At 38.0% G+C, this 20,025-nt stretch carries 9 protein-coding genes; 7 read left to right on the forward strand and 2 right to left on the reverse strand.

Going from position 1 to position 20,025, the window contains the following annotated elements; all coding sequences use genetic code 11:
- Positions 1-20: 20 nt before the first annotated feature.
- The 5 genes from ACO05S_RS09195 (at position 21) to ACO05S_RS09215 (ending at position 11,021) form a co-directional block, all read left to right on the forward strand.
- Complete coding sequence (locus ACO05S_RS09195; protein ID WP_421921217.1) at positions 21-7,226, forward strand: RHS repeat-associated core domain-containing protein; 7,206 nt, start codon at positions 21-23, stop codon at positions 7,224-7,226.
- 9 nt (positions 7,227-7,235) lie between these two features.
- Positions 7,236-7,631, forward strand: coding sequence for a hypothetical protein (locus tag ACO05S_RS09200; RefSeq protein WP_421921218.1), 396 nt, complete (start codon positions 7,236-7,238; stop codon positions 7,629-7,631).
- Positions 7,632-7,856: 225 nt separating this feature from the next.
- Positions 7,857-8,390: an IS1 family transposase gene (locus tag ACO05S_RS09205; protein WP_421921219.1), complete on the forward strand. Its 534-nt coding sequence runs from the start codon at positions 7,857-7,859 to the stop codon at positions 8,388-8,390.
- A 1,150-nt stretch (positions 8,391-9,540) separates the two neighbouring features.
- A complete protein-coding gene (locus tag ACO05S_RS09210; protein WP_421921220.1) occupies positions 9,541-10,212 on the forward strand; it encodes a hypothetical protein in 672 nt (223 codons plus the stop codon).
- Positions 10,213-10,574: 362 nt separating this feature from the next.
- Positions 10,575-11,021, forward strand: a complete 447-nt coding sequence (locus tag ACO05S_RS09215; RefSeq protein ID WP_421921221.1) for a hypothetical protein — start codon at positions 10,575-10,577, stop codon at positions 11,019-11,021.
- A 62-nt stretch (positions 11,022-11,083) separates the two neighbouring features.
- Here the strand turns inward: ACO05S_RS09215 and ACO05S_RS09220 are convergent, their stop codons facing one another.
- Both ACO05S_RS09220 and ACO05S_RS09225 read right to left on the reverse strand, forming a co-directional pair.
- Positions 11,084-12,670, reverse strand: coding sequence for a PorP/SprF family type IX secretion system membrane protein (locus ACO05S_RS09220; protein WP_421921222.1), 1,587 nt, complete (start codon positions 12,668-12,670; stop codon positions 11,084-11,086).
- Positions 12,671-12,682: 12 nt separating this feature from the next.
- Positions 12,683-16,747: a gliding motility-associated C-terminal domain-containing protein gene (locus ACO05S_RS09225; RefSeq protein WP_421921223.1), complete on the reverse strand. Its 4,065-nt coding sequence runs from the start codon at positions 16,745-16,747 to the stop codon at positions 12,683-12,685.
- Between the two features lie 1,113 nt (positions 16,748-17,860).
- On the opposite strand from ACO05S_RS09225, the gene ACO05S_RS09230 reads away from it, so the two are divergent.
- Positions 17,861-18,316 (forward strand): deoxycytidylate deaminase, encoded by a 456-nt coding sequence (locus ACO05S_RS09230; protein ID WP_421921224.1) that lies wholly within the window; start codon positions 17,861-17,863, stop codon positions 18,314-18,316.
- A gap of 10 nt (positions 18,317-18,326) precedes the next feature.
- Positions 18,327-19,928: a S41 family peptidase gene (locus ACO05S_RS09235; protein ID WP_421921225.1), complete on the forward strand. Its 1,602-nt coding sequence runs from the start codon at positions 18,327-18,329 to the stop codon at positions 19,926-19,928.
- Positions 19,929-20,025: the final 97 nt, after the last annotated feature.

Below are 20,025 nucleotides of genomic sequence, written 5' to 3' on the forward strand. Positions count from 1 at the left end.
CAGCAACGAAACCAAATTACATGAAAAGACTTTTACCATTTCTATATATTTTCCTGAATACTGTTTTTGTTTATTCTCAGCACTTAGCAACAGAACAAGACAGTCTGCAAAAACCATTGGCAAAATCTGCTGTTTCCACAAAATCGGGGAGTGGTGGTGGAAATAGCTCAGGCGGATTGGCCCCGGTTTCCATGCCCATTATGCCATCGCCAACAGCAGCATCGTTGGTGCGAAATGCAACAGCCAGTCCCAATTTATATACCGGTGCAGTTAATGTAAGCATACCCTTGTATACCCTCCCGGCACAAGGAATGAGCATTCCCATTGGCCTGGTATACCAGAGCAATGGAGTGAAAGTAAACGATAAAAACGGACCATTGGGCATGACCTGGAGTTTGCAGGGAGGTGGTGCTGTAGCAAGAATTGTGAGGGGCTATCCCGATGAGTTTAAAGGGAAAATTTACAAAGAAATCTGGTTGGAAACAGATCCGGAAAAAAAAGAAAAGCAAGAAGTAAATGTAAGCGGATTTTGGTACAATAAAATACCAGTAGATTATCAAAGCAAACTGGAAAGCTTTAATCGGGTTATTGATCGCTCGGAAGGGAAAGATGAAAACCTTTGGGATACCGAACCAGATAAATATTTGTTTAGTGCTCCTGGTTTGTCTGGTAGTTTTTATATTCCTGGCAAAACCTCTGCCCCTATAATTCATTGCGATGCAGATATCGATATTCAAACTCACATTTTGAATGGAAAAATAAATGGATTTGTTATTAAAGCAGCTTCGGGAATTTGTTATGAGTTTGGTATGAAGGAAAACTATCTGGAAAAACAGTCTTTTATTACCGAAAGCAAGATTAGTGAGGCAAGGTTTAAGCAAATACAAGATAAATTTTATGAAACGGAGTTTACATTTGAAGATTGCATTTTTACAAAAACCTGGTTGGACGAGAAGAATAAATATACTTCAACATGGTATTTGAAAAGAATTATTACACCCTACAATGCTGATGCTATCTATTACAATTATCAATCTGATGAAGACAGAGTAGAGGAACAGGCAAAATCGATAGATGTACATATCGATAATTCTTTTAATGATTATTACTTTGCAAACCGAAGCAAATCGAATATTCGAGTGAATCGTTATCCCAAAGATAAAGATTACCTTTCACAGGTGTTTACCTCGAAACAAACAACAACAAGCATATATGCCCCTAAGCGTTTAAAAAGTATTACCAGTTCGGCAGGAAAAGTTGATTTCTTGTATGCAGTTGAAGAAAGAAAGTGTATAGAGCAAGTAAAATTGTATGGAAGCGACAAAAAGACGATTGTAAAATCATATCATCTTAGGTATACAGAAGAAATCAATAAAGTAATTGAACCTTTATATCCATCTTTAACCAACTATTATACAGCACGAGGTCGATCTTATGCAGGTTCAAGGAGAATAAGTAGTAATGAAAGTAAGAAAGGAAGTTCTTCAAGAAAGTTTTTGACGGAAATATATGAAATCAATAAAACAAATAGTGATTCCTTACAAATATTTAAATTCGAATATCATAAAACTGAATTGTTGCCTGAGTTTTGTTCCCAATTTCAGAATCATTATGGCTTTTATATAAACTATCCGAGTTTCAAGTCGCAATTTTATATCGACGAAAATTCAATATATTACCCAATCCTGGCGCTTGATGAGTATAAACCTAACAGAGTAAGAACATCAAATAGTCCTATTCAGATTATTGGTCCGGGTACTCCTAATCTTGATGATGACGGCAGTAATTTGTCCATATCCGATACAACAGTAGTGAATGGCATGTTGATATCCATGCAAAATGCAACAGGAGCACTCACAAAATTTGTGTATGATGCTACACCTGAAGGAGCCATTTTAAAACAATCTCTTACTTACGATGGCGCAAAGAAAATTCAAACAATCAAATATGAGTATGAAAATCCCATTCAACCTTTGGGATTTAGTTCACGCTTGTACAAATTAGGAGAATTTAAAACGGGTATAAGTCCTTGGGGACGAACCGAAACACTGTTAACACAAGGATCTCCATTTGGATTTGAAAAAGCTATAGTATTAACCAATGGAGTAAAGAATGTAAGTTATTTCACAACTGCTAAGGATTATAATAACAAGTTGGAGTCTTCAACAAGTTTTCAGGATGTAATTACAGGTGTAAATGTAGCTAATGGAAGAACGAATGGATATGATGAAGATGAAAGAGACAGGTATGATTTGTATACTTTTGAAGAATTCCTCGATTTTCTGAAAAGTAAAGACAAGCATGCCGTGATGGAAGCTTTAAGAATTTATCCTGATGATAAAGACACATATGAATGTGTTGATTTTGTTTTGGCTGAGTTACGCAAACAGAAGATTTATCCATCATTTGATTTTTACTATAAAAAAAGAAAGAAACTACAAACCAGTTCCAAACATCAGGTAGGAAGACCCACAGAATGCGATCAGTTAAGAGGAAGAGTTGTAAAAAACGAAACTTATAATTTGAATGGAAAAATTTCCGCTATTCAGGAATATAATTATTCTCTAATATCATTAAATGAATACAGTTCCAAAAAAAAGGCTTTTATAGTTTCGCAGTGTGATTACGAAGCCAACGATGTTAAGTACATTGTTCCCTACAAGATCGATTATGAAACCCTGCGTTTAAAAAGCAGCAAAACCATCTCCTACATCACAAAAAACGAAAAAATAGAAAAGGAAAGTACTGTAGAATCCTATTCTGATATTTTTCCCTTATTGCCTGAAACTGTAACACAAAAGAATTTGAACACCGGAGATATTTGGAAAACCAATTCTTCCTATCTGGTATTTGGTGAATCTGGTAAATCAACAGCTAAGTCAAAAATAAAATCGGAGACAGATCAGGATGTAATAGAACCGGATGATGATAATACAGGAGGAAGCAATACCAGTTATCCTAAATACAATACTTACGCAAAATATGCAGTACAAAAGCAGGAAAGTTTTAAAAATGGAAAACAACTTTCGGGAAGTCAGGTAATTTACGATGAGAACACTCAATTGCCAAAAGAGTTAAAAACATGGATTAATGGAGAATATGAGACCAGTTTAACTTACGATAAATTCGATCACAAGCGAAGAATTTTACAAGCGCACGGACGCGATGGTGTTCCAACATCTTATCGTTACAAGGGAAATTTTCTCGATTTGTCTGCACAGAATGCTACTTACGATGAAATTAGATATGGTAAAGTCGATGATTTACGCAACAATCTTAAAGCTGCAATGATTGCTTCGGCCAACTATTCGAAAGAAGGATTTTTAACCGACCAGACCGATGCCAATGGATATACAGTGTTTTATGAGTACGACGATTTTGGACGCTTACAACTTCTGCGCGATCATGATAAAAACATTGTAAAAGCTTACGATTATCAGTATGGTAAAGTTGGACAAGAAAAGGTAAGTGAAGAAAAGCTGGGAATAGGCCAAATGGTATTGGGCGAGAGTTTTGTAGTGGGTGGCTATACCAAAAGCAAAACGGAAGGCTTGCCATCGGCAGGGAAAAACTACATTGCTACTTATGGATTTAAAAAGGAGAATGCCACATTTTTCGACCGTAACAATGCCGATAAGGCAAATACTGCCATTGAATACCAGGATGGATTAGGACGGCCTACACAGCAAGTTGCACTAAATACCCTGCCACAAGGCTATAGTGTTGTGCAATCATTCGAGTACGATAGCCTGGGGCGACAGCCTGTACAGTACCGAAGCCTGCCAATGCTTAGCGATTCGAAATACAAAAAAGACTGGAAACAGTATTTAAAAGACCGTTACGAAAATACATATAAGGCCGAAAGCAGTTACGATGAATTTAACCGGATTGACAAGCAGGGGAGTTTTGGAGAGGAATATGCATTGAACAAACGCCCGAAAATTACACACTATGGTATGAACCAGCAGACTGTTGAATCTTATACTGCTGATTTAAATTCAGAACAATTCACAAAAAAGAATTATGCTAAAGGAACACTCCTAAAAACAGCAGTTTACTACGAGGGCATTACCAATGTGGTGTACAAAAACATGAACGGACAAGTGGTGCGCAAAGGAGCAGCACAAGGAAACCAAAGAGGAGATGTAAACCATGCTTCGGCACTGATTACCGATTACGTGTACGACGATTACGGCAACCTGCGAGCCATTTTACCACCACAGGCAAAGGGAGATATCAGCAAAACGGAATATGTATACAAATTCCATTACGACGAGCGCAACCGACTGGTAAAAAAGGAAATTCCCGGAGCCGGAAGTATTACATTGGAATACGATGAGCTGGACAGGCTAATAAGAGAAACCGATGCCAAAGGCTTGACCACTTACATTAAGTATGATGAACTAAGCCGACCAATAGAAACAGGATATTTAAAAAAGCAGTCAGCGGTCAGCGATCAGCAATCAGCAGGTGAAGAAACCGTATTAAGCCGAACCTACTACGACAATTATGAGTTTGCATTTGCACAGGCAAATGCTTGCAGTTTGGAGCATACCGAAAATAATTTGGGAAGAATTACAGGAAGCGAGACCCGTGTATTAGGAAGCGACACCTGGATAAAAGCCGTAAGTTACTACGACAAGGAAGGCCGGGTAATTGAAGCCATATCGCAAAACAATGCAGGTGGAACCGATAAGGTAGTAACAGTTTACGATTTTGAGGGGAAAGTTACCGAAACCAAGGTAAGCAAAACTTTTAACGGCAAAGATTATTCCAGCCTTCGCCGATACGATTACGGCAAAAGCGGCGAGTTGGAAAATGTGCACCATGGGGTAAACGGACAAAGCAGTATTGTGCTTTCAAGTTTTAGCTACAACAGCGATGGATCGCTGAAAGAAAAACGTGTGCATAACGGCACAATTAAAACCAATTACACTTACGACGAGTTAGACCGCATGGTAAAAGCCAAAAGCGACAAGTTGTTTGAGTACGAACTGGCCTACGATTCTTCGCTAAAAGGCAGCAATAACCAATCGTATTACGATGGCAGCCTTAGTGCCATGGCCTGGAAAAGCAACAACAAGAAAAGATATACCTACACCTTTACCTACGACAATTGGAAAAACCTTTCGGAGGCCAATTCTACCGATCACCCTTACACAACGGTGTACCATTACGATAGAAATGGGAATATGGATTGGTTGAAACGCCGCGATAGCTTGTGCACCCAACCCGGAGATGTTTACCAGCATTTCGAATACGATTACCAGGGCAACCAGTTGCACCAGTTAACAAGGCTAAACACCGAGCAGGTAGAAGTTTGGCCCGGCGATGCCAATAACGATGGTAAAGTAGATGTTGACGACCAGCACCCGGTTGGTTTTAATTACAAGCTAAAAGCCAAGGCAAGAGATACCCGCAGCACCGCCTGGAAAGCCTTTTTGGCCATACAGCGCAAGGGCGACGATTTGGCTTTTTCGGATACCAATGGTGACGGAAAAATAAACGAGTTGGACACCATTGCCATACATCAAAACCTATTGAAAACGCATGATGTTGCCGAGCCAACAGCCGCCAAACCCTTTTCGTACCAGTACGACAAGAACGGCAATATGGTGTACGACCAGTACAAAAAACTGCGAATTAGCTACAATATTTTTAACCTGCCTGATACTTTAAGTGTTGCAGGACAAGGAAAAATTGTAAACCAGTATTTGGCTGATGGAACATTGCTGCGCCGTAGCTTTTTCGACGAAGACGATAACGAAGTAAAACGCATCGACTACCAGGGCGAATTCCTCTTTGTAAACGGGCAGCTGGATAAAATATTTACCGAAGAAGGTTACTACCAGCCAACAAGGGCTACCAAAACCAAGAAAAGTGATTTTGGCACCTATTTTTACACGCTTAAAGATCATTTGGGGCACACCCGTGTAGTGGTTGACGAAGAAGAGAATGTAATACAGGAAACTGCCTATTACCCATATGGTGGAATAATTGCCGGGCTTTCTACCAAAAGCAAATATAATTATCTTTATACAGGCAAGGAGCTGGTTGATAGTTTGGGTGTAAATTGGTACGATCATCATGCAAGGTATTACGACCCCGAAATAGGCCGCTGGTTTGCCATCGACCCTGCATTGCAGGCTTCAAGTCCATATTTGGCAATGGGGAACAATCCCATGATGATGGTGGATGAAGATGGGGAGTGGTTTTTTGCTGCTTTGGCAGTTGGAGCATTAATAGGTGCAGGTAGTTACACAGCAAGCATTGCCTTTAGCAAAGGAGGTTTCGATAATTGGAGCTGGGGAGGATTTTTTCAATCGGCAGGTATGGGAGCTGTTTCGGGAGTTGCTACTGCTGGTATTGGAAATGCCTTACAAGGTATGAGCGGTTTTGGCACGGAAGCCTTACGGGCAGGTATGCATGGAGTCACACAAGGGGGATTAGGAGCAGTTCAAGGAGATAATTTTTTTAATGGTTTTGCCAGTGGAGCAATAAGTTCACTTGCATCCTCCGGTTTTCAGGCTGTGGATCCTAATTTTGGAAAATCAGCATGGAATAGTTCTTTTGTGGGTGCATTATCTGGTGGTATTGGTGCTGAACTTTCTGGTGGTGATTTCTGGCGTGGTGCTGGGCAAGGGGCTACTGTGGCTTTGTTGAATCATTATGGGCATCAGGTTGAGGGTAATTTGAATGAAAAAAGGGCGAGGAATAAAAGGGCTGAGGCGTATGCTGAACAGGCGTTTAGTGGGATTAGTTTAGCGGATTCAGATAATCGAACGTTATTTTTGTTAGGAACAGGTTTGGCAAATGACGGAACTATTGGCACTTTTGACATCTATCAAAGAAGTAATGTAGGAATTAAAGCTGCTGCAATTCGAAACAATATGCCAACAAAAGCTATTGATGGTATAATAGGAAAAATAAATAGGATTCTTACTATAACCAAATGGGTTGGTAGAGGTATTGTGGTTTTAGGTGCAGCGAGTTCTGTTTATGATGGTTATGTTTCTTATCAAAATGGAGATATCATGGGAACAAGAAAAGCAGGGTTAGATTTAGGAGTGGGCTTAGGAGCGGCATTTGTGGGAGGTATACAAGGAGTTATTATATATGGTGGATATATGATGATTTTTGATCCGTCACCATATAAAGGTCCAGGATATCAAGCTCCTAATATTATAAAAAGAGACAATACATATGTTGCACCTCCAATTTATTAAAAAACGAGTATGAAGATTTACAAATACACATATTATATACTTTTTCTTTTGTGGCAAAAGAAAAAAGATGAACCTGAAAATGCAAAGATAAATGCTATACTTACAATAACCTTTGCGATGTATTTAAATATTTTGAGCACACCTCTTATTGCATTAGCATTCCTTAAAAAAGATTTAGTTGTTATGCCAGAGTTAAAATCTAAAGTTATAATTGTATTACTCCTAATCATGGTAGGAATCATAAATTATACTTTCTTAGCAAAAAAAGACAAACACAATAAAATCATTAAAAAATTTGCTCAGGAAAGAAGCAATCAACTTAATTTTTCTAAATTTTTAGTATTTGTATATCTTGCTATTTCTTTTGGTTTACCATTGTATATTTTTTTATTTACTGTTCCGTAAATTAGGTAATGCATCAAATTGACTAATATAAATAATGTGAAACTGTAAGAGGTTAATATTCAGCAGAAAAATAAATAAAAATGTAAAAAAATAAGCGGTACAATGTATCGCTTATTTTATTTTAAGGCTTTAAAACAGCTAAAATGGGAAAAAACTCGACCTCGTGCTTCAAATTTACTGATGACAATAAATGTAAATATTGTGGTAACGAAAATTTGGTTAAAAATGGACACACAAAAACAGCAATATTATTGTAAGCAGTGTAAAAAGTATGTTGTAATATCATATTCTTATCATGCATATCAAACTTCACTAAATTATAAAATAGTAGCCTTAACCAAAGAGGGAGTTGGAATACGTGGTATTTCAAGATTATTAAGTATTTCGCAAAATACCGTTCTGTCGAGAATAAAAGCTATTGCCTCACAAATAAAAGAACCGATATTGGTAAAAGGCAAAGAATACGAAGTAGATGAATTGCGAACCTTTATACAAACCAAGAGTCGTTTAATTTGGGTAGTGAGCGCATTACGAAAAGATACCGGAGAAATAGTACGCTGCAATATTGGTAGCAGAACCAACAAAACCTTAAAACGAGTAACAGAAAGCTTGGAACTATCGGAAGCAAAGAACATATATACCGATGGTTTGAAGCAATACAAAACGCTTATTGGAAGTAATGTTCACAAAATTAAACGCTTTGGAACCAACCATATTGAAAGATATCATCTAAATCTAAGAACACACCTAAAAGATTGAACCGCCGAAATATTTGTTATAGCTAAAGTTTGTGCATGCTGGTGGCAGTGATTCGGATTTATTTGTGGGCTTAAATAAACGCCACGAAAGCCTCGGCTTATATTAACCTTTCGCATATGAAGCAACTAATCAATTAAAAAACTATGGTTCGTGAATACCTAACAGGTAGCGGGTACATATTTCTAGTTGGCTAACGCATTGTATAATGTTTTGTTGTAGGACTTAAAAGTCCGTTGGTGCCCCAAAAAATGTATCCTTTCTGGATAAATATGCTTATCTCGCAAAGATTTGACAGGCTGTCGACTATGACAGACCTGTGAAATTTACAAACATATTGATCTCGCACATCGACAACCTATCGAAGTTAAAAATTCAAATAGCTGTTGAATGTGACAGACCTCTTTAAATCTCAGAATTACCCAATTAGAATTCAGACAGGCTTATGAAATTTACAAATATATTGATCTCGCACATCGACAACCTATCGAAGTTAAAAATTCAAATAGCTGTTGAATGCGACAGACCCCTTTAAATCTCAGAATTATTCAATTAGAATTCAGACAGGCTTATGAAATTTTAAAATGTACACTGCTGTGTGCATGATTAGTAATGTAATTTTTTTAAAGCTAAAAAATATAAGCTATGCTTTATTTGTTGCAACCCATCACAGATGCGTCTTTAAATATTACCATCAAAGAACGAGGCTGTCGCACGAAACGAAGTTCGATGTAATCAATCCTTTCGTGTGGTTTTATAAATTATTATAACGTGAGTTCGACGTAAAATTCTATCTACAGAAAGTTATATTTGGGATAGATTTGCATTAAAAATTTGGAAAGAGTAGCGTGCTATTTTGAGGAATTTTTAATGTGAAGATGTCGTAAAGAGAACTTTCCATTATGTGTTTGCCTGCTTTCGGCATAAATTTCTTCAAATCTTCTTGAAATATCCCGATATTCCTTCGAAAATTTCTACTTAAAATCAGATCAAACTATGAACGAATTTTACGTCGAACTCACGTTATTTTATGGCTAAGGATTGTTGTAAATTGATTTGTGCAAGTTTACTTTTTCGCAAATTAATTGATCCCTTATATTTGCAAAACAATTATCTTAATTTAAAACGCAAAAACAAACAACAAACAAAAATTATGGGAATAGACCTTATTTTCATGCTAACCAAAAATGATCAAACCGTTCCTGATGCAAGAAAGTATGTGAAGGAAATTGTGGCGGCAGGAGTAAAACACATTGGATTTAAGGATGTGGGCTTGCCTTTTGAAGAACTTCAAGCCCTTACTCAGGAATTGCGAAAGGAAGATGTTACAATATATCTTGAGGTGGTAAGCCTGGATGAGCATACCGAAAAGAACTCGGCTATGATTGCAATGGATTTAAATGTTGATTATCTGCTGGGAGGTACCAGACCCGAGGCCATTGCTCCAGTCGTTAAAAATCATCCAATAAAGTATTACCCATTTGTTGGACAAATTGAAAAGCATCCAAGTGTTTTAATAGGATCAATACCTGAGATTTCTATGCATGCCGAAAAAATTACAAGCATCCAAGGAGTTGATGGCATAGACCTTTTGGCATATCGTCATACCGGTGATGATATTCCTGCTCTTATTAAAGAGGTTTCGAGATGTTCAAAAAAACCAATTATTGTAGCGGGTAGTATCGATAGGCTGGAAAGAGTTGAACTTGTAAAAGAAATTGGAGTATCGGCATTTACAGTGGGTACAGCAGCATTCAATCAATTGTTTCCGTCTGAAAAACCTGGTCTTGCAGGGCAAGTTGAATGTATTCTGCAAAAGTGCTAATCGTAACGATTTTACATTTTTTAACACTCCTTGTGATTTGTTAACCCATATGTTGAATACATTTGTAAGGCACAAAAGAAGTAGATTAGGTTTTTTTCATAGAATAATAGATGTAGAGTTTAGATAAATAACCCGGTTTTATGCCGGGTTTTTTATTTTGTATTACTTATTGCCTGAGTTCGTTTTTTAATCAGCTATCTACTGTTTCAAGTATCTGCAATTTATTTGTAGTGACGTTTTATTTTACGTCGAACTCACGTTAAATATAAATTTATTGGCAATTGATTTAGAATAGGGTGAACATATTTTGTAGATTTGTGTAAACGAAAATTGAAACTTATTTAATCTCTAAAATTTCAAATATGAAAAACTCTATTGTTATTTTATTTTTACTAATCGGATTTTCCTTAAGTGCACAAAACACCAAACTTGAGGTGTTAAAGGAATTTGTTTCAGGTACCATTAACTTTAATGACGAATTTGCAGATTTGGGTCAGCCAATAATGACAATCAATAAATTGGCCGAAGCTCAAGCTGATAAAACAATTGAACTGACAAAGGATAACATTGAGGAAACGCTAAAAATTGCAAAGTCATACAAAACTTGTATCATTACCGTTGGAGTTCACACCATTGTTAAAGTTACCGATTTTGAGGATTGCAGTCCGAGTGGAGCTTGGGGAGCATGCATGCCAATGGGAAAAGGCTATGTTCAAAAATCCGGTGTTTTAAATGAAAAGAAAGACTACATCAAGAATATCATTGGCCGTCCTGGTTCACAGGAGAGAAAAGTATTCTTGTTTAAGTAAGAAATGATTTGATACAGATATGAGGCTTCTCTTGCATTACAGCACAGAAGCCTCATTTTTTGTTATTGATAGTCATATATTTCAAAAGTTACTCGCCGGTTGTTGGCTCTGCTTTGATTGTCGGTATTGGCCACTACAGGATTTCTTTCGCCATGCGGTATAATAATAATTCTATTATCGGGAACCCCGTTTAAAATTAGATAGTTTTTAACTGTGGTAAGACGTTTATAGGCCAATTCGATATTGGCGTTATCAGAACCAATATCATCGGTATGGCCATGCATTTTTAGAATATAGGATGCATTCTCAACCATCATACTAATAACGGTTACAAGCTTTCGTCGCGAGTACTCAGTCAGCTCATACTTTCCGAACGCAAAGTAAATATTTTCCAGGCGTTCCTCCATTTCAACTCTTTCTTCTTTTTGCTCCGGGCATCCGTTATTGGCAGCTAGTCCCGGAATTTCAGGGCAAAAATCTTCACTATCAACCACGCCGTCTTGGTCGGTGTCTATAGGACAACCGCGTTCATCAACAATGTAAAAAGGCGGGGTTTTCGGACAATCGTCTTGTTCGTCAGGCACACCATCACGATCTTCATCAGCCATTTTGTCGTTTTTCTCCATTTGTTCCAGTTCATGACGCAAACGATCTATTTTCTTGTATTTCTCAGCCAATAATGTTTTTAGTGTGCTGATATCATTATTTAAGATTCTTTCCGGTTCCTTCTTCTTTTTGCTTTTCAGGCGATAACCAATAAGGAATTCATGATTGTTTGAAGCGTATCTGCCTGTTTTCTGAATTCCAATATCATATGCATATCCAAGAACAAAGTTTTTTAATACATTGATACCTATATTCAATCCAAGCGAAAAATCATCGCGATAGTTTACTGCAAACCAAGCTTTCTCGTAAAGCTTCGCGATTACATTAACATCGAACTGAACGGGAGAATTTTTTGCATATCGCATCATTAGGTATGGGGTAATGCTCAGATCTTTAATGCTGCGGATTTTAAACTCGTAGGCTCCACTAAGCATGGCGTGGCGAACCAAATGGTACGACGATTCGCTTCCATTATTGTTTTCACTCACCGAGTTGTTTAAAAGTTGCGGAATTGTTAGTCCAATAGCTAAGCTTTTATGGGTATAATACAAACCCATGTTTGCCATGAATTCGGTATTCTTATAGTTGCTGTTTAATAGATAGGGATCGGATGGATTTGCCCTTAAATCACTCATGTTTACCCTAAAGTCTGATATCCCTGCCGATAAGCCAAGCCTCAAAAAATGATCGGTATAAATTTGCAATTGGTAGGCATAACTTACAAGTGCTTGCGTATGATCAAAAATACCTACATTATCATTTACCAGATTAAATCCTAAACCATATTTGGATTGGCGTAAGGCTGCATCGGCCGTGAAAACATGTGTTACCTGGCCACCATCAAAATCAGCAAATTTTTGGTTTCTCAACAAATAGGCATTAAATAATCCACTTGCACCTGCTGCAGCAGGATTGTAAACTGTTGGATTAATGTAATATTGATCTAATAAGGGCACCTGCTGGGCTTTCAGTTCCTTAGCAGAAAAATGGCTAAAGGTAAAAATGAAAAGCAGAATGTATTTTGAGAAGTAAAGTTGTTTCATAGGTGAGTGTTTTTAATTGCCCAGAATGGATAAGCTTCCCTTTATGGGTTTAATATCTTCCGAATTAAATTCGATTAAGTAATAATATGCACCATTAGGGAGAGTGGAGCCATTAAAGTTTCCTTGCCAATTGTTTTGGTATGATTTTGAGTGATAAACTTGCTGCCCATATATGTTAAAAACATAAACTTCAGGATTACCCAGGCTTGATTCATAATGAATCATCCAGTTGTCGTTAATGCCATCGCCATTTGGTGTAAGGGCATTGTTTACAATAACCGGGTGATTCTCATCCAGCTCTATTTGTACAAGCTGTCCTGCATCTGCCGAACGACATGCATTTCCATCAACCACCATTACCTGGTATGTGCCTACCTCAAGCCCCGATAGCTCCAGAATAGGATCATCCGTAGTGACGGTTTCCCCGGGATTAACGATGTAGGTGTAGGGAGCTATGCCTTCCGAAACCGAAATCACCAAATTTCCATCGTAACCCGACTGCACATCACCTGCAAAAATCTGTAGTTTAGGCTTGGGCTGCAGATTGTAATTTGGCCTTGCAGCTACAAGTTGATCCATACAATTGCCAATGCTCACATATAGGTTTGAGCTAAGCGTTGGCAGGATATCTTCAAACAACAGAGGTCCGCCATTACCGATAAGTTCAGCTAGTACATCATCACCTTCCTGAAGAACATAGCTTATTCCATTAATAGAACCGGTTAGCTCGATATCAATGGATTCGCCTTCGCAAAATTCATCAGGAGTAGCAAAGTTTTCCAATGAATTGTAGCTAATATCAGGAACCGTAATCTGTTTTGTATTATTTAAAGCAAGAGGGTCTGAACATACCGTTTCATGAGCAAAAACCGTAAATGTTTTGCTTGCATTTAAAATGATTTCCGGGAATTGAATTGTTCCACCATTGCCAAGTACATTTGGTTCAATAAAGTTAATCCCATCATGCAATTCGTAGAGTATGCCCGATTGACTGTTTTCAACCGAAAGGTGAACAGTTTCCCCCATACAAACCGTATCCCTGTTGCTAACCAACAATCGATTTGTTTCAGGAGCATGGTGTACATCTACATCAACGGTGTATCTAATATCAATTGGAGACAAACATTTTTCTCCCAAGGCTTCAATTCTGTAGGTAGTGGAATTGGCAGGCGAAGTGGGTTCGAAATGGATATCCTGATTATTTCCCCATATTGGATTTCCCAGGGCTGTGTCTTTATCCCAAAGCTGGTACTGAACTTTGGTATCGGTAGGCGTTAGCGATACAATTACTTGTTCTCCTTCACAAATTGTATGTTTGTCGATGGTTGGATGCAGATGGATTTCCGGTTGCAAACCTACTTCTACTTTTGTTGTTTCGGCAAGAGTTTGTTGAGTTCCGCAGGTTTGATTGGTGGCAATTACTTGATAGGTAACCGAACGAAATGGCGAAAACTCCGAAAAGGATATGACTGATCCAGTTCCTGCTATTGCATCGCCTTCCGGATAAGTGCCATCAAACAACTGATAATTCACTCCAAGTTCGCTCGAATCAATTGAAATGATTGTATTTTCGCCTACACAAAGTTTAGACTCCGAAATGCTGACTCCAATAGTAGAGAGTGGCAATTTTACAACCTCAAGTTCAATCCTGTTCTTTAAATCTAATCTGTCGTTACAGCCAGCCTTAGTTGTTTCAACAATGTAAGTTGTGGTGGTGTCAGGCAAAACAGAATTAAAATCGAGGGTGCCATTATTTCCTGTGGCTACATCCTGAACATTGCCTTTATGGTCTTTCAACCAATAGGACAATCCATTTTCCGAAGCTTCAACCGAGATTACAACCGGAGTATTTAAACTTTCGCAAATCTGATTTTGGCTTGCCGAAACCACTAAATCGAGGTTTGGGCCTCCATGAACGGTAATGTTACTTGTGTTGGGATAAGTAATGGGTGATGAACAGATCAAACTTTGGGCTTGTATACTCAGGCTTTGCGATTGACTTGGTTTGATATGCACGCTAATATCGGTACCATTTCCTTCTACGCCTCCTAAATTTCCCTCAAGGCTACCTATCACATCGTATCGAATCCCACTTTCGCTATTATTAATGGTAACGGAAATTAATTCGCCATCACAAATGGCTATTGGGTTTACTGTATAGCTTATGCTTCCTGCAGGTTGCGGGTTTACAGTTACCACAGCTTGATTGGTGATTTCGTAAACCAAAGAGCAGCTTGGTTTCATTACATCAACAGAGTAGTTGGTATTGCTTAGCGGACTCACCGCCGGGAAATCTATTTGTGCACCGTTGCCATTAACCGGAATCCCAATGGTTCCTGAGGCATCTTTTAATTGGTATTGCACATTGTTTTCGGAATTGGCAATACCAATTACAGTCGATTCGCCTTCGCATATTTCGCCAGGTGTTGCCGATAATACAAGATCGAGTTGCGGTAGAGCATTTACAGTAATGTTTGAGTTTTGATGGAGCGTGCTTACCGTGCTGCACCCATTTTTAACTGCTTCAATTTCGTAGCTTGTGTTATTTGTTGGCGACACAGTAAATTCAATACTGCTTCCATTGCCAATTTGTGGCACACCAATATCTGTTGTTCCGTTAGTTAGCTGGTAACTTACATCCGTTTCGCTTGCATTTACAGCAATGGAAATGCTTTCGCCGATACAAATATCAGCGGCAGCGGGGCTTATACTTAAATCTAAATCCGCTTGGGGTTTTACATTTACCTCTATGCTTTTGTCAAGAGTTTTGCTTGCCGAGCAGGAAGTAGAACTAATTTTTACATGGTAAGTTGTATGGGTAGCAGGACTAACATTTGTAAAAGAAATGGCTGCACCATCACCTGTAATGGGAGAGCCTATATTATTAGTTCCGTCGCTAAGTTGATATTCAACACCATTTTCCGATTCATCCAGTTGAATCGAAACCGATTCTCCCAGGCAAATTTCATTTTTGTCTGCCGACAGATTGATGTTGCTTCGTGGGCTTGCACCTACTGTTACCATGATCTTCTGGTCCAGATTGTAATAACTCAAGCAGTTTGCGCCAAAAGCTCTAATTGTATACAGTTCTGTTGATGTAGGGGCAATTGTAAAAACCAGGTTGCTGCCGGTTCCGCTTAAAGGTCCGGTTACATAGGAACTTCCGTCGAATATCTGATAATCAATACCTATTTCTGAGTTCTCGATGGTTATTTTTACATTTTCTCCTTGGCAGATTTGGTTGTTGTCGGCATATACTACCAAATCGGTTTTAGGAGAAGGAGCAACATTAATGATTGCGGTATGGTTTAACTTGATCTGATTATGGCAATTGCCACCACTTACAAAAACTTGATAGCTGGTATTGGCTTGAGGAAATACTTGCGGAAATTGAATAGTTCCTCCATTTCCTGCAATGGATGGCGGAAAATCATCAGGACCATTGTTTAAAAGGTATTGGTAAGTATTTTCTGTATTGTCAACAGAAATGAGTACACCCTCACCTTTGCAGATCTGAGTATCCGAGGAATAAACCGATAAATTTAAATCAGGCCCCGGACTAACCGCAACGGTAACACTTTCTGTTAAATCAGAGCTTTCGCTGCTTGTAGTGTTCGTGGCAGTAATGGTATAGGTAGCACTTGTCGTTGGTAAAAGTGTAAAAGAAATTTGCGAACCAGTTCCACTAAGTGGTGTTCCGCTATTGATCCCATCAGATTTTAGCTGGTACTCAACTCCTGTTTCGCTGCTCTCCAAAAAAATAGTGATGCTTTCTCCAACACAAATTGATGATTTATCCACACTTACATGAATTGTATTATCCGGTGGAGCTTGTGCAGCATGTGCTGGAATCAGGCGAATAAGAAAAAAAAAGATTACTAATAATTGCAATAAAACTCCAATAACTGACTTATGCCCTTTTTGAAAACAGTCATTTACGAAAGTACTCTCTTTGGTTTTGAAAGAGTCCGGGCTTTGTTCTTGTGGCTTACTTATCAGACGCTTGTATAAATTAGTGCTTTTATTGCTAAGGCCAAGTAAAAGAGTAGTATTTTGATTGGGGTAAAAGTGTTTCATTCAAATGTTATCGATTAGATTTTATAGCTATAATATAATTGGGCTTGCAAAAAATACTTGAATGAAAAATGAATACAATACATGAGGTCCTGTTTTTTGATTTTTTAAGATTTTGAGAAAGTTCTTCCTACTAATGCCATATCCCTTCTATAGTCCTAAAAATAATGTAGTATAGATCTTTATGAGATTTATACAACTATTCTTGATTGACTGGCAAACCAACGAGTATGTACTAAAATAAGGGGATAAAGGGATGGCTTTAAAATACGATGAGAAATTGACAAAAGCACAAATAATGCGGATGAGTGTATTTTATTTCACTGTCAACCCATTATGGTAAGCTATTAAGCCGAATTGGATTGTAAAAATGCTTATCCTTTGAGATGAATTGGAGTAGTGATTCAAAAAGCAATCAAATTTTTGATACTGTGCCCCACGTTTATTTTTATTTAGCCAGTCTTGATTTGTAATCAGGGCGTTTGGTGTTTACGATTTTTAATACGTAAAGTAGATCTATCCGCACACATATAAATACAAATCTTTTAGTGGGAACACCTTTGGTATCCCATATAGAGGTTTGATGCTCTCACTTGGTTTGGTGTGTAAATGATTTACTAAAATGAACCTAATTATAATGAGACCCTAAGGTCTTAACTTCTGCTTCTGCCAATCTTTGTTGGTGCAGGTCAATGCCAGCAGACTCAGGCATAAATCAGACTGTTTTTTAGATATTCTGGCATTCATTTTTTTAATAACGCGAGTTCGACGTAAAATTCTATCCACAGAAAGTTATATTTGCGACAGATTTGCATTAAAAATTTGGAAAGAATAGCGTGCTATTTTGAGGAATTTTTAATGTGAAGATGTCGTAAAGAGAACTTTCCATTATGTGTTTGCCTGCTTTCGGCATAAATTTTCTCAAATTTTCGAAGGAATATCGGGATATTTCAAGAAGATTTGAGGAAATTTCTACTCAAAATCAGATCAAACTGTGAACGAATTTTACATCGAACTCACGTTAAATACAATTGCTCCGGGATTCCTTATAAATCAGCATGAACTCCCAATATATTTTTATACATTTGTTAGAATTACATAATATGAGTTGAAAATATGATGAATAAAGAATCGGTGATTGCACTTAGTAAACAAGAGAAATTGGATAGAAGATATTTAAGAATGGCCTTGGTTTGGGCCGAAAATTCATATTGTAAGAGAAGACAGGTAGGGGCTTTGATTGTAAAAGATAAGATGATTATCTCTGATGGTTATAACGGAACACCATCCGGCTTCGAAAATGTGTGCGAGGATGAGAACTTTAAAACCAAACCTTACGTATTACATGCGGAAGCCAATGCCATTACTAAAGTTGCCAAGTCGGGCAATAGCAGCGAAAATGCTACTTTATACGTTACCGCTTCTCCTTGCATCGAGTGCGCAAAGCTAATAATTCAAGCCGGAATTGTGCGTGTGGTCTATTCCGAAAAGTATCATAGTTCCGATGGAATCGATTTGTTAGACCGAGCAGGTATCGAATTAAAATACATCAATTTGAACGAAGAAAATTAAAACAAAATACATGAGTTATAACAATAAAAGAAGTGCGATATTTCTGCCTATATTATTGGCATTAGCCATTTTAGCAGGTATGTTCATAAATTCCCTGTTTTCAGGAAACAAGCATGGAGATTCAGCCATATTTCAATTGCCCAAAGCAGGAAACAAGTTGGATGTTGTATTGGATATGATTGAATCGGATTACGTAGATACAATTAGCTCGACTGCTTTGGTTGAGCAAGCAATCCCGGCTTTGTTAAAAGATCTGGATCCGCATACGGTGTATATTCCGGCAAAGGATCTACAGAAAGTTGAGGACGAACTGAAAGGAAATTTTGGAGGAATTGGCGTTCAATTTATCAGGTATCAGGATACTGTGGCAATTGTAAGAGTAATTCCTGGTGGGCCTTCGGAATTGGCTGGTATAAAAGCCGGCGATCGTTTGGTAACGGTTAACGATACTTCCATAATCGGTAAAGAATTAAAAGACAACGATATTATAAGTAAACTGAAAGGCCCTAAAGGAACACCAGTAAGAGTTGGAGTTTATCGCAGAAGCTCCAATGAGAATCTTGAAATGGAACTCCTTCGGGGATCCATTCCGGTTCCAAGCGTAGATGTTGCTTATATGATTAATGATTTGCTTGGATATATAAAAGTGAGTCGCTTTGCTGCAACCACCTATTTCGAATTTTCAGAAGGACTTGAGAAATTGGAATCGCAAGGATTGCAGAAACTGATTGTGGATCTGCGTGGAAATACAGGTGGATATCTTTCTGAAGCCACAAACATGATCAACGAATTTCTTTCCGAAGATAAAATGATGGTGTATACCGAAGGAAAATCACAAGCCAGAACAAATTACAAATCAAACGGAAGTGGCAGATTCCAGAGTTTACCGGTAATTGTTCTGATTGATGAGGTTTCGGCCTCGGCAAGTGAAATTTTTGCGGGAGCCATTCAAGATAACGACCGAGGTAAAATAGTGGGTCGCCGCTCGTTTGGTAAAGGACTGGTGCAGGAGCAAAGACGCTTGCCTGATGGTTCAGCTTTAAGATTAACAGTGGCTCGTTACTACACGCCTACCGGAAGATGTATTCAAAAACCATATACCAACGGAAAAGAAGCCTATTACAACGATTTGAACCTTCGATTTATTCATGGTGAATTTCAGAAGAAAGACTCCATTCATTTTAATGATTCATTAAAATATACAACCCCTGGAGGAAACACAGTTTATGGTGGCGGTGGTATAATGCCTGATGTATTTATTCCGGTTGATACTTCGGGATATTCGAATTACTTTCGTGATTTGAGAAGAAAAGGTATCATTTACCAGTATGCATTTGCATTTGTCGATCGGTACAGAGAACAAATGCAGGGCTTAGAATCCCACAGCGATGTTTTAAATTTTGTAAAGGACAAAGCCATTATCAAAAATTTGGTAGCTTACGCTGATAAAAAGGGAGTAAAACCAGATTCAAAAGGCTTAAGACAATCCCGTAAGGTAATCGAAACCCAGTTGAAAGCATATATTGCCCGAGATTTGATCGATGACATTGGATTTTATCCCATCATTCGAGACTTGGATAAAACTTTAATCGAGGCCGAAACACATTTTTAGTTTAATATATACCAAGATATGAGAAAGAGACTTGCTGAACAGTGAGTCTCTTTTTTACATTCAATAAGTCCCAAAATAAATTAACCTGAGTTCGACT

Source organism: Marinifilum sp., assembly GCF_965230805.1.
GTDB lineage: Bacteria > Bacteroidota > Bacteroidia > Bacteroidales > Marinifilaceae > Marinifilum.

Excerpts from the sequence above, each read along its gene's own strand:
- ACO05S_RS09195 (WP_421921217.1), top strand. The coding sequence starts at position 21 with ATGAAAAGACTTTTACCATTTCTATATATTTTCCTGAATACTGTTTTT.
- ACO05S_RS09200 (WP_421921218.1), top strand. The coding sequence starts at position 7,236 with ATGAAGATTTACAAATACACATATTATATACTTTTTCTTTTGTGGCAA.
- ACO05S_RS09205 (WP_421921219.1), top strand. The coding sequence starts at position 7,857 with ATGGACACACAAAAACAGCAATATTATTGTAAGCAGTGTAAAAAGTAT.
- ACO05S_RS09210 (WP_421921220.1), top strand. The coding sequence starts at position 9,541 with ATGGGAATAGACCTTATTTTCATGCTAACCAAAAATGATCAAACCGTT.
- ACO05S_RS09215 (WP_421921221.1), top strand. The coding sequence starts at position 10,575 with ATGAAAAACTCTATTGTTATTTTATTTTTACTAATCGGATTTTCCTTA.
- ACO05S_RS09220 (WP_421921222.1), bottom strand. The coding sequence starts at position 12,670 with ATGAAACAACTTTACTTCTCAAAATACATTCTGCTTTTCATTTTTACC.
- ACO05S_RS09225 (WP_421921223.1), bottom strand. The coding sequence starts at position 16,747 with ATGAAACACTTTTACCCCAATCAAAATACTACTCTTTTACTTGGCCTT.
- ACO05S_RS09230 (WP_421921224.1), top strand. The coding sequence starts at position 17,861 with ATGATGAATAAAGAATCGGTGATTGCACTTAGTAAACAAGAGAAATTG.
- ACO05S_RS09235 (WP_421921225.1), top strand. The coding sequence starts at position 18,327 with ATGAGTTATAACAATAAAAGAAGTGCGATATTTCTGCCTATATTATTG.